We start from the raw sequence: 12074 nt of genomic DNA, 5'->3' as shown, positions 1-12074 counted from the left end.
GGATTTCTTAAGTCAACGGCATTGACTGTATGCCCTGCAGAAATCAGCATATCTCTTATGCGATTCCCATCATCAACATAAATACCATCACCATCAACGTGTGCAAATAAAATTTGACTTGCTAAGGAAATCGAAGGTAATAATAAAAAATAGAACGTTACAGCTATAAAAAACAATTTAACCTTTTTCATGATCCCTCCATATAAAGATTTTAAATCTGTAATTTTGACTGAGAATACAAACAGCAACAAATGTGCCACAAAAAAAAGAGATTGTAACGGTAAGGATAGTGAAATTTTTTAAATATTTGGGTAAAAATTTTCTCAGAAAATAATGTCATAAAAAAGGAAATAAATTCAACAAAATTATGCATTTAAATACCGAAGTTTAAATACAAGAGGAATTTGTTTCTAAACGAAAACCAACCAGATACATACTTAAGTTGACTGAGGACTAATGGTATGATTGTGGGGTGCCCACTCCTCCCAGTACCCACACCACTACCAGCAGTATTGTTGTCCATAGCAAAAATCAGCCTGGAGAGCACTAACCCAACTAAAGCTCACCCCAACGCCTTAACCAAAGGATCATCACTTCTCAAAATAGTAGTGGAATCTGTTTCCTGGTCAAAAACGATAACAGCCTTGCCGAATTTAATCTGGGCCATCACCTGGGCAATCTTGGTTTCCAGGGGAACCTCCACCTCACCATAGTCCGTGCCATCCCTGGTTACAAATTCTTCAACGACACCTTGGAGGGCTTCCGGGCTCAGCTGATCATAGGGGATAATTAAAGCCGACATTTTTATTTGGCCCGGCGGGTGGTACCAGTCTAATAATCAACTTTCTCCCGCAGTTCTTTACCCGGTTTGAAGAAGGGCAATCTTTTTGCAGGCACCGAGACATTCTCCCCTGTTTTTGGATTTCTGCCGGTATAGCCAGCGTATTCTTTCATGAAGAAAGAACAAAATCCCCGGATTTCAATACGCTCCCCGTTAACCATAGCCTCGGTGAAACTATCGAAAAACAACTTTACCAGATCAATGGCTTCCTGCTTGCTCAACCCTGTCCTATTTTTAACCGCTTGAATCAGTTCGAGTTTGTTCATGTGTTGCTCCGGGTAATTGGTTTTGAAATGGAGGGATTTTACCGATTTCCGGGGAATTATCAAGTTCCGAATTCAACCGTCCGTATACGGACACTGCAAGTTTCGATATGGTGTGCGAGTTGCTGATGAATGAAATTGGATGAAATTTTCTGAAAAAACCATTGTCCACCGCCCAGATCCATTATTCGCAACGGTGAAGGGATTTGGACGATGAGGACGATGAATTTCTGAAAATCCTTGTCTCCTGAGTTTGAATCAATTAAAATTTTGAAATCTCTCTATCATCTATAATTCTTGGAGCTATCATGAAATTCGAAACACTTGAAATCAATCAATGTCGGAATAAGGAATGCAACCAAAAATTCACCCTGGACAATATCAAGCTGGCGGTGTGGCTGCATGGAGTAATTTTTTTATCACAGGAAAATCGACCAACCGGGGGCGATCCAATGTTTCCGTCATTGTCTGTACCTGATGAAAAAATAGAAAGTTTTGATCCTCAAGGCTATGTCGGCTTGACATGCCCTAAATGTCTCGAAACAAGTCTCTATCGAGGTGCCTGCAAGGATATTCGGGAATTAAAATACCAGCTTCAAACCACAGTAAATCTATCAGGATTAAATCCTGATGAAAGAGTTAAGCAGTTTAAACAGGACCTTAGGTATTATGCTCCATATGGTATTGGTTCTGAAAATTATAAGCAGTTTGATATTGAGGGATATTTCTTTGACGATCCTGAAGATGACTTTGATTATTTCAAGAGTGATTTGACGATACATGTGTCGGGTGAGTTACCTGATTATTGGGAAAGATACTGTAGCCATATTAGTATGCAGGATGTACCCGTTGGATTTTGCACAAATATTTATTGGTTTCAAGAGGAACAAATTTTTAAAATACTTGAAGCTGAAAAAGAAAACGGCGTTCGTATTTTTCCCAGATATCATTATATAACAGACCTGGTTCGTAAAATTGATGCACTCTCAAAATATAATTGTGAAAGTGATGACTTCATAAACGAAATTAAAAGGCAGTACGAGTTCCAAGAAAGAAAGCGCTTAGAGGATTATTTTAAATCATCAAGTGCCGGTAAAGCAGAGATCCCTCAATTTAAACCTCTGCCATTTGAAGAATTTTTAGCAGAAAAGCAAAACCCTATAATAAATGCGCCAAATCTTACGGGAGATTTTCTGGAGGTCTTAATCTCGGAGCCAGTAACTTTGACTGACATCTTCAACAAACAAACGGAGAGTTGTAATTATCTTTGGTCTAAAATTGAGCCGTTTGAAGGGAAAGATTATCCAGAGGGATTCCCTGCCGATTCAGACATTGGAATTCAACAAGATGATCTGAAAAGACATAATGAAATAATTACTCGGGTTCAAGAAAACTCTATCAAGCAGTATGTCCAGAATTTTCTAAAAACAAATCTTGTCAATTTCCTGGAAGAATATGAAAGAACTTTTCAGGCAAATGAATTCTCTTATGCTGATATTTGGCAACTGAAGGAAAGCTACCTGGAAGACCTTTACAAAGAGGTTGTAAACGGACTGTCTGAAGAATCTCCCTATGTGATGAAAAGAGAGGGAAAGGCCTGGAAAATGGTCTTCAATGGTAAAACTATGAGTGGGTTGAGGCAAATAGGTTTCTCGTATCTGTATCATCTTATATGCCACCCGAATGAATATTTCTTCCACGCTGATTTATATATTGCAGCGGGTAAAGGAATGCCTATTTCAGAGCCCAAAAAGAATTCTGGTTCAAAGGGCAAAAAGAATTCTGAAGATGATGATGCTAAGGGGGAACCAGTTGCCATGCGTGCGATAGATGACAAAGGCTTAAAGGCTTTATGTGACCTGATCAAAAAATTGGAAATTGAAATTGCAGAAGCTAAGAAGTTTGGACACAATGAAAAGGCACTTATGAAAGAGGATGAGCTACAAAAAACCCGAAAATATTTTGCCCAAGTTTACGACAAAAACAAGAATAGAATTCGTTACATTAAGGATGCCAACCTGAAAAAAGTCACAGATTCTGTTGGGAAAGCTATATTACGAGCTTTGGAAGATATAAGAGAAGAAGATCCGGGTGCCTATAAGCATTTTGCAAACGCCATAGGAATTAAAAATCTTTATCAGGATACGCTTGTGTATAGACCGGCACCAGATGAAAAAATTGAATGGATCACAATAGGATAACCTTTTTTAACTACATAAACGTAAAAGCAGAAGCCTCCTGTCCGGGAGGCTTTTTATTTCTATACTGACCTTACGACACAAATTTTCGTGAGCCGACAGCCAAAATCGACCTTCATTTCCAGATAAGGACCCTGGAAAAGGAGAAACGATTTACAATGGCTGACGGAAAAAATATACTGACACCTGAGGAAACCGCAAAGTACCTGAAAAAAAGCGTGAGCTGGGTTTACAAACACGCAGAGGAACTTGGCGGAAGGAAGCTCGGAGGTTCATTATTTTTCCCAGCAGAGGAGGACCTCTATGAGTTTATATTTTGTAAAAGGAAAGGGGTGGAGGTACGACTTCACCCAGAACGGAAAACGGTACACAAAGACTTGGTTCAAAACCAAAAAAGAGGCCAAACAGGCCGAAGCCAAGCGAAAGGAGGAAGTACAAAACCCGGAACATTCCATGATCACAGACCCGATCCCAACCGACATGGACTTCTTGGAGTTGGTTAACCGGCGATTGGATTATATCAAGGCATATAACAGTGCTAAGTATTACGCAAATCACATCTGTGCTGCAAAGCGTTGGTGTCGTCTTTGGGGAAAATTGAAGTGCAATGAAATCAACGCAGATATGGTTCAGACCCATTTATACGGGATTAAAAAAACTGGCAATGTAGTTTCAGCCAATATGCATCTGACTATGCTAAGAGCCATGTTTAATTTTGGAATGAATCATCCCAGAAACTGGATAGCAAATAATCCTACAATGGGACTTGCCAAATTTCCTATTGAAAAGACGGTAAAATACATCCCTCCTATGGAGGACGTTTTGAAGGTGATTAATTGTGCAGATCCTGATTCACAAGATTATTTGTGGACGATAGCCTGTACACTTGGCAGAGTATCTGAAATCAATCGCCTGACTTGGAAGGATGTCAATCTACAAGAAAGATATCTATATCTCTACACGCGGAAAAAGAAAGGGGGCAGCCTTACTCCGAGGCGTATTGCTATGAATAATAAATTGTATGCGACATTATCAAAACGATACGCTGAAAGAGACCCGGAGAAGCCTTGGGTTTTCTGGCATCGGTACTGGAGTACAACAAAGAAGGCGTTTGTTGAGGGGCCATACAAAGATCGGAAACGATTAATGTACACTCTTTGTGATAGGGCTGGTGTGACTTATTTTAGATACCATCCATTCAGGCACTTCGGGGCGTCATTGCTTGATCATCAAAATGTTCCAATAGGCGATATCCAGAGAATACTTGGGCATGAAAATAGAACGACGACTGAAATTTATTTACATTCTATTGGAAATGGCCAGCAGGTTGCAATGGATGTTTTAAATCAGAAATTTGAGAATACGCAACAGAATTCTTGATCCATGCAATCAGATAAAATTCTCACACGGATTCTCACACAAAATAAAAAAGGTTACAGACAAAACTCTGTAACCAATTGATTTTACTGGAGCCGGCGCGCGGATTCGAACCGCGGACTTTCTCATTACGAGTGAGATACTCTACCAACTGAGTTACGCCGGCACCTTTGAAAATGATTTATATCAGGGCGAACCTGGAAATTCAAGAGATTTAACTCTTTAGGACTCTTTAGGGATTGATACGCCTTTTAAGGATATCTTCCAGCAAAGACGCCACCAGCAGACCAAAGGCCGGCGAATATTTTTTGCCGGATGTTGCACTTTTCTTCCGGCAGGCTTTAAAGAACTCCATGCAGACCCTGTGCTGCTTTGGCGTCAAAAGCGTGGATATACCTGCCTTTTCTCCCTTGGAAACAAACTGAGATTCCGCTTCAGGCAGATCACGCCTGCCATGGGCCCGCCGACTCATGTGGGTGTAATAGAGCAATGCCCGGTCCAGAAGAATGTACAAAAATTGAATATTTTCATTGGGGCCCACCTGGATCCGGTCTCCCCCAAGACCCGAGGAGGCTTTGGCCAGACGCCGGATTCCCATAAACGCGGAGCCTGCACCCACGGCAGAACCAATGGCTGTAAAAATACCAAAGGTCAGTCCGGCAGCAGCAGCATCCAGCACAGCTCCAAGAGTTCCTCCCAGCACAGCACCGATGGTGGCAGCCTGGGTTCTGGTCAGGCCTAGCATCTCCCAGGTCTGTTCTGAAAACAGATCATGCCTGAGAATGGAACATGAAGGCAATGGATAATCATAGAGATGATGACGGAACAATGAGCGGATGTGGCCAAACATTTTGTGTTCAATCTCCCGGATTTTCTCCTGATATTCCCGGGTAAGGTCTTCCTTGAGCGTCACGGGATCCATGTCGGCTTTCATCTTGCGGGACAAAGAAAAGGTCAAACCCTGTTCCATGCCATGGACAATATAGGCACAAGCCATGCGGTTACGTTTTTCCCATTCCATGTTAAAGGCCTGGATCACCCCTTCCATCAAAGGTTCAATGTCCTGATCAATGGCTTTAAGGCTTTCCAGAAGCCGGATGCGTTCATAAAAATCGGCGTAGTTGGAATTAAAGATCCGGATCACGTTGAAAAATTTGCGGAACTCTTCCTTCCATGCCTCGGTATTATCCCGGGTATCGGATTTTGCATTGATAACGGCCATCCTAGGCCGTCCCGTAAGCCGCAGGATCTCCATCTCAGCCAGATCGTCTTCCCGTACGGGCCGGGAACCATCCACCACATAAATAATGCCTGCCCCATTGACCACCGGTGTCAAGAGTTCACATTCGTCGGCAAAAAACGGGTTATTTTCATGCTCCGCAATGAACCTTGCCACCATGTCCGGTCCGGGATTCTTTTTGAACCAGGCCAGGGTTTGCCGGGGCACCTGGAAGCCCGGGGTATCCACAAACCGGATGATCTCTTTGTCATCCATGGTCACGGAATAGGACTTGGACACCCTTGTTTCACCGGGCACCGGGCTGACCTTAATACGGTCGTCTTCGGTCAGGGTGGACACCACCGAGGATTTTCCCTCGTTGGGGTGCCCTAAAACGGCAAATTCAGGCAATACCATCATAGCGACATCCACCTTTCAATGGCGATCAGAGGATCGTTGAGCTGCTTTACGGCACTCTTCCACACCTGGAAATTCACATCAGAAGGCGCCACATCTTTCTCACCCTGCTCCATTGTCCGGATCATGACAATCCACAGGGGTAAATCAGGAAAAGTCTCACGGATTTGAACAAAATAATAAAGCAGACCACGGATGGGCGGCTGCCAGACCTCCTGAAGCACGATTAAAGGCACCTGGCCCAAATCCTTGACATGAGCTGCTATCTGATACTGGTCTTCATCAAAATCAAAATGGACGCCAACGGTAGCGGCAACATGGAGACCAAACTGCTGTTCGAGACCGGCCCGAATCTGTTCCATATCATTTTCCTCAAAACCCATGGCCGATCCAAGCACAAGCGCACCGGGCGTATTCTTTTTGACACGGGGGTCATCCGATACAACCGGAGGCCGGGGGTCAGGTTTAACGTTAGCTTTAGGTTCAGGCTTTGCCTCTGGCTCTGGCTCGGGCGTGTTTAAAATCGCATGGGGTTGAGCCACAACAAGCGGCGCTTCATCTTTTTCCACCACAGGCCCGGGTTCCGGTCTGGGCAAAGGCGCTCTGAACTCAGCCCGGGAGCCCCCGGTCTCTTTAATGTTCATCCCCATGCGGGGGGAGCGCATCCGCATGAGCAGACGCTGGTACCCGGGCCGGGACAAATCAAATCGGGCAAGGGCCAACGTCCTGGCAGTATGGGCAAATCCCACCAGAACAACTCTGGGAATAAGTGCATAGACCATCATCCCCATGCACAAAAACGGCCACCAGGCAGCCAGATGTTCGCTGGCAAGTCCGGCAATGCCTTCCTTGAGCACAATCCGACTGCCTTCTATTTGCTCAAGGGTCGGCACAAACATATCAGGCATGACCCAGGACCAGGGCAATGCCAGCCAGCTCACCAGGCGGTACACACTCTCCCCGGACATCAAAAGTGTGGATTGCCAGCCAAAGGCCAGATCTGTAACCATAATCCTGAAAAAGGTGCCGCCAAGCGCCCCGGCAGAAAATCCTAACGCTCCCTGGGACAAGGCAATGAACACCGGCCAGAACAGAATACTCCGGAAGGGCCGGGTATCCAGATGCAACAGATCACCGCTATTTTTGGAAAATTGGGGAAAATGCTTTTGAATCGGTGCTGTCAATTTCTGCAACCGTCCCATGAATTTATCAATAAACAAACGCATCGACAATCGGTGCAGCACGCCGATCCAGCCCGACTCGGCAGGGCCTGACCGGAACTGATGCAACCCCACCAGCGCGGCAGATAGGCAAAGCAATGCCGGAAACAAAATAAACACAGCAATAAACAAGGTCACATTCACAGGCCGACTGCCATGGTAAGCCAAAAACGAATATGCACACAAACCTCCGGCAGCCAGGCCACAGGCAAACATCCCCCTGACAATCCAGGTGTAAAAAGACTCAAATAACGCACCAGGAAGCTTAGCTCCGGGGTCTGCGTTGTCGGTCTCTTGGAAAAACAACAGGCGCCGATATTCCAGCCATCCTGCAATCAGTCCGGCATCATCCAGACGGTCGCCATTTTTAATCCGGCGGAAGATATCCCTGTCCCGGGACGCAATGGCCTTCGTATCGATATTTTCCGGGTCTTCATCCAGGCCCAGGAGAAAATCAAGATCAATAATATCTTTAATAGGCAGAATCATGACTATTCTTTAACAAATTGCCATCATTTTCACAATCTGTGTTTAAGGAGACTCGAGCCTGCAAACAATAAAGTTGAAGCTGTGTATTTTCCTACCACTTTTGTGTATAGTCATCTTTTATGAAAACCTACACCAAAATCCTGCTTCCAACCCTCCCGCTTGTGTTTTTCTTTCTGGCGACAACCATTGTGATCACTTACCATTTTTCGCAAAAAGCCCTTCTTGATCTTGGGGATATCTGGCTTTCCACGCAGTTAAAGATGGCCATGGAAATAATTCGGGAACAAGAAAAAATTCTTCATGACTACGGCCTGGAAAGCGTCCCGACCGGCATTGCCAAGGCAAAACAGGACGCAACAGCCCGTATCCGGAACATCTCCATCGGGAATACAGGATTTGTTTTTATAATGGATCGCAGCGGAGCTATTATCTCCCATCCCAATAAATACCTTAATGATACGGACCTGAGTCGAGAAGAATGGTTTTCTTCTCTGACAGATCAGGGGGGCAGAAAAATTATTGACCTCTCAGGGGAGCGCCTCCTTGTGCGATTTGGGTATTTTGCACCCTGGAAGTGGTACGTTCTGGCGGTGGATCCCACAGATGAGGTGTTCGGCGCGATCAATCGGATTCAGCCCTATCTGTATGGATTGTTTATTTCAATCGCCATTATCATCTCCCTGGTTTTGATGTTTTTTACCGCACGCCTGACCCGTCCGATCAAGGCGCTTCTTTTAGGCACCCAGGCCTTTGGCAAAGGCAACCTTGACACCAGAATCGATATTCAGTCCGATGATGAATTCGGTCTTTTGGCAAAAGAATTCAACCGGATGGCATTCAGACTCCAGGACAGTTTATATGCATTAAAACAGAATGAAGAGCATTTCAGGGCGTTAATTGAAAATGCCAACGATATGATATGGATTCTTGACCGGGAAGGGGTTTTCCGCTATGTAAGCCCGTCTACATTCCGGATTCTTGGATATCAGCCCAAAGCACTTATAGGCCGTTGTGCTCAGGAGTTGATAGACCCCCAGGAAAAAGAGGAATTCATCGAAATATTTACACTCAGGCCAGACTCTTTGGTCCAGACACATCCAACAGTCATACGGTTCAAACACGAGGCCAATTACTGGCGCACTCTTGAATGTATTTCCAAAAATCTTATGGATCACCCCACCATCAAAGGGATGGTTATTAACCTAAGAGATATCACTAAACGCAAACAGGCGGAACAAGCCCTGAAACGGTACCAGCAGGAATTGGAAAACCGGGTACAAAAACGTACCAGAGAGCTTCAAACAGCCAACAAAGCCTTGAACAACGAAATCCAAACCCGCAGACAAAAAGAAAATGAACTGGAACGGGCAAACCGGGTAAAAAGTGAATTTCTGGCCAATGTCAGCCATGAAATCCGAACACCTTTGAACGCGATTCTTGGGTTCAGCGAACTTTTGGAAACAATGATCACTGAAAAGCAGCAGGTCAGTTACCTTTCAGCCATTAATACAGCCGGGAAAAACCTTTCCGGCCTGATCAACGACATACTTGACCTGTCCAAAATGGAGGCCGGCAAACTAAAAATTAACCGGAAACCTGTCCTCTTAAAGTCATTGTTCAATGAAATATACAGGCTGTTCAAAATAAAACTGAAAACAAAAAATCTGAACTTTTTGATTGAACTGCCCCAAAATGACACAAGCGCCCTGGGCCTGGATGAAATGCGTTTGCGCCAGGTCATTATCAATCTGGTGGGAAATGCCCTGAAATTCACGGAATTCGGCACAATATCCCTTAAAGCACAAATTCGTACAAACCCGCAAAATGAGGAAAATTGCGTAGATCTTATTATCCAGGTGGCAGATACAGGTATTGGTATTTGTGAAACCCAGCAGGATAAAATATTTGAGGCGTTTGAACAGGCCTCGGCCGGAACCAGCCGGAAATTCGGCGGCACCGGCCTGGGGCTGGCCATCTGCAAACAGCTTATAGAGCTTATGGGCGGAAATCTTTCCGTGTCAAGCAAACCGGAGCAAGGCAGTCTGTTTACCATCTTCATGCCGGGTGTTAAGCGATATCACACTCACAATCTCGCACCTGCACAAGCAAACAAATCAACTTGGGCCAGCATGAAGTTTGCCAAAGATCGGATTCTTATTGTGGATGACCAGTGGGAGATCCGGTTCATGCTCAGGGAAGTCCTGGAAAAAATCAATCTTGAAGTCATTGAAGCGGCAAACGGGGTCCAGGCGCTTGAGCATGCCAAAGCCCAGAAACCTGCGCTGATATTCATAGATCTGAAAATGCCTGAAATAAACGGTATGGAAACCGCAGCACGTTTGAAAGCAGACCACGACATTGCCCATATTCCCATATGTCTTATGACCGCCGGCATGACGCCATGGTCCGAAGATGAACTTGAATCCCGGGGATTTGCCTGTACTATTGCCAAGCCCATCGCCATAGACAGCCTGATGGCCGTTTTAACACGGTTCATCAACCCGGTGTCTGATTCAGCTGAGAGAGCTGCTGAGCCAAGGCCGCTGGACACCCTGGACAAAGACAGCCTGCCCGACGAATTCTTGGCCAGATTGCACAAGGATATTATCCCCCATATCCCACAAACCCAAAAAGCAATGAAAATATCCGATATCCAGCGATTTGCCGTAAGGATCACTGAAACCGGAAAAGCCTTTAACGTCGAAGAGTTCAAAACATTTGGAAAAGAGCTTTTCCAGCTATCTAAAACCTTTGACATTGAAAAGATCGAGACCTATCTTGAATATTTTATCCAGGCCATCAATCGGATAAGTCATATTTGAACGACTCGTTAGAGGCGCCGTCCAAACAGGGATTTGCCTTCAGGGATCAGTCCCTGCCGGGTGCAATAAGACTGCGAATCCACCCCCAAAACGTATTTTCTTTCAGGTACTCTTTTTCAGCAGCCGCCAGAACCGTTGTCATCTTTTCCGTATCGCCGTACCGGTCTTTGCGGGTGATGATTTCCCGGGCAGGATCAAGTTCCCGGATGACCCTGGCGGGGTTGCCTGCAGCCACAGTATTGGCCGGAATGTCGCAAGTGACAACAGCACCTGCGCCGATGATGGTATTTTCCCCAATGGTTACACCCTTGCACACAATGGCGGAATCTCCGATCCACACATTTTCGTTCAGCACCACCTTTGACCGGGTGGCAGGCGGCAACGATCTGTCGTAAATACCGTGCCAGTCTGAATCCGTAATATATGCGTTGCTGGCCAGCATACATGAGTCTGCAATACGAATGGAATTGGCCGCTGAAATCCGTACGCCCGGAGAAATCAGCACATGGTCCCCGATACGGATACCGTCAATATCTTTTTTTTCGGACCACACCGTCAGCCGGGTTCGTTTGTCCGGGCACCCCAGCAGGGTCACATGACTGCCGATGGAGATGGGGGCGCCGAACAATTCAATATACCAGGGTTTAATTATATAAGGGTGAGGTCCCAGGGAATTGAGCTGGGGAACAAGATAACGGCGGACATAAAAAGCCTGGAGCCGGTACCAGGCCTGTTTAATATAATATGGGCGTTTATCGCTGATCATCGCTCAAAATTTAAACGTATAACCGTCCCAAGCATCATGATCAAACAAACGCGCCCCAGGCGTCAGGCCATACAGGGCATCGGCCGCCATCAAAACCACGGCATTGGTCCATNNTGTCCTCGGGCCAGACCACCATATCCGGATATGTGTAGCCGCACCAGAAAGTTTGGTCATCAAACACCCGGTTGTGAATCCAGGAAAAAACGATCCCGGCCTTTTGCCGACGCCCTATGGCGTGAAGCGCAAGCACCAGCTCCGAGGTTTCGGCAATGGTCACCCAGGGCTGGTCGGACACACAGCGGCATCCCTGGCCCTCAATGACATATTTATGCCAGTATCTGTCAATACGTGCATTGGCCCTCTCCGCCTGCAATGCCCCGGACAGTATTGGGTAAAACCAATACATTGAAAATCTGGACTTGGACACGTTATAGGTAAAAATATTTTCCCTGATGGATCTGC

9 protein-coding genes and 1 tRNA gene are annotated in these 12074 nt (G+C 45.6%); 3 read left to right on the top strand and 7 right to left on the bottom strand.

The window, feature by feature from the left end; translation table 11 throughout:
- From B3D59_RS13550 to B3D59_RS13540, 3 genes are all read right to left on the bottom strand, one after another.
- A partial coding sequence (locus B3D59_RS13550; protein ID WP_286820400.1) for a hypothetical protein occupies positions 1–191 on the bottom strand: 191 nt, incomplete at its 3' end.
- 371 nt (positions 192–562) lie between these two features.
- Positions 563–802, bottom strand: a complete 240-nt coding sequence (locus B3D59_RS13545) for a YheU family protein (protein WP_286820397.1) — start codon at positions 800–802, stop codon at positions 563–565.
- 29 nt (positions 803–831) lie between these two features.
- Entirely contained in the window at positions 832–1107 is a 276-nt protein-coding gene (locus B3D59_RS13540; RefSeq protein ID WP_286820394.1) for an HU family DNA-binding protein, read from the bottom strand.
- A gap of 305 nt (positions 1108–1412) precedes the next feature.
- On the opposite strand from B3D59_RS13540, the gene B3D59_RS13535 reads away from it, so the two are divergent.
- Positions 1413–3305, top strand: a complete 1893-nt coding sequence (locus tag B3D59_RS13535; RefSeq protein ID WP_286820393.1) for a hypothetical protein — start codon at positions 1413–1415, stop codon at positions 3303–3305.
- A 300-nt stretch (positions 3306–3605) separates the two neighbouring features.
- Positions 3606–4682 carry a tyrosine-type recombinase/integrase gene (locus B3D59_RS13530; RefSeq protein WP_286820390.1) on the top strand — a complete coding sequence of 359 codons (1077 nt, stop codon included), beginning with the start codon at positions 3606–3608 and terminating at the stop codon, positions 4680–4682.
- An 87-nt stretch (positions 4683–4769) separates the two neighbouring features.
- On the opposite strand, the gene B3D59_RS13525 is transcribed toward B3D59_RS13530, so the two are convergent.
- The 3 genes from B3D59_RS13525 to B3D59_RS13515 all read right to left on the bottom strand — a co-directional run bounded on the left by B3D59_RS13525 (position 4770) and on the right by B3D59_RS13515 (position 8024).
- Positions 4770–4845 (bottom strand) — tRNA-Thr (locus tag B3D59_RS13525).
- Between the two features lie 66 nt (positions 4846–4911).
- Entirely contained in the window at positions 4912–6318 is a 1407-nt protein-coding gene (locus B3D59_RS13520) for a DUF3482 domain-containing protein (protein ID WP_286820378.1), read from the bottom strand.
- Entirely contained in the window at positions 6315–8024 is a 1710-nt protein-coding gene (locus tag B3D59_RS13515; RefSeq protein WP_286820373.1) for a DUF2868 domain-containing protein, read from the bottom strand. The genes B3D59_RS13520 and B3D59_RS13515 overlap by 4 nt, the downstream gene beginning before the upstream one ends.
- A gap of 119 nt (positions 8025–8143) precedes the next feature.
- Here B3D59_RS13515 and B3D59_RS13510 point away from each other — a divergent pair, with 119 nt between their 5' ends.
- Complete coding sequence (locus B3D59_RS13510; RefSeq protein WP_286820370.1) at positions 8144–10846, top strand: ATP-binding protein; 2703 nt, start codon at positions 8144–8146, stop codon at positions 10844–10846.
- A gap of 46 nt (positions 10847–10892) precedes the next feature.
- Here the strand turns inward: B3D59_RS13510 and B3D59_RS13505 are convergent, their stop codons facing one another.
- The gene (locus tag B3D59_RS13505; protein WP_286820363.1) at positions 10893–11612 is read right to left on the bottom strand and encodes an acyltransferase; all 720 of its coding nucleotides are present in this window, start codon (positions 11610–11612) and stop codon (positions 10893–10895) included.
- Between the last annotated feature and the right edge of the window lie 462 nt (positions 11613–12074).

The sequence above is a fragment of the Desulfobacter sp. UBA2225 genome, from assembly GCF_002348205.1.
In the GTDB taxonomy this organism is placed as follows: domain Bacteria; phylum Desulfobacterota; class Desulfobacteria; order Desulfobacterales; family Desulfobacteraceae; genus Desulfobacter; species Desulfobacter postgatei.
This window is presented reverse-complemented; position numbering and strand designations above follow the sequence as displayed.

Coding starts and splice junctions, on each gene's coding strand:
- B3D59_RS13545 (WP_286820397.1), bottom strand. CDS start 802: ATGTCGGCTTTAATTATCCCCTATGATCAGCTGAGCCCGGAAGCCCTC.
- B3D59_RS13530 (WP_286820390.1), top strand. CDS start 3,606: ATGAGTTTATATTTTGTAAAAGGAAAGGGGTGGAGGTACGACTTCACC.
- B3D59_RS13540 (WP_286820394.1), bottom strand. CDS start 1,107: ATGAACAAACTCGAACTGATTCAAGCGGTTAAAAATAGGACAGGGTTG.
- B3D59_RS13515 (WP_286820373.1), bottom strand. CDS start 8,024: ATGATTCTGCCTATTAAAGATATTATTGATCTTGATTTTCTCCTGGGC.
- B3D59_RS13535 (WP_286820393.1), top strand. CDS start 1,413: ATGAAATTCGAAACACTTGAAATCAATCAATGTCGGAATAAGGAATGC.
- B3D59_RS13520 (WP_286820378.1), bottom strand. CDS start 6,318: ATGATGGTATTGCCTGAATTTGCCGTTTTAGGGCACCCCAACGAGGGA.
- B3D59_RS13510 (WP_286820370.1), top strand. CDS start 8,144: ATGAAAACCTACACCAAAATCCTGCTTCCAACCCTCCCGCTTGTGTTT.
- B3D59_RS13505 (WP_286820363.1), bottom strand. CDS start 11,612: ATGATCAGCGATAAACGCCCATATTATATTAAACAGGCCTGGTACCGG.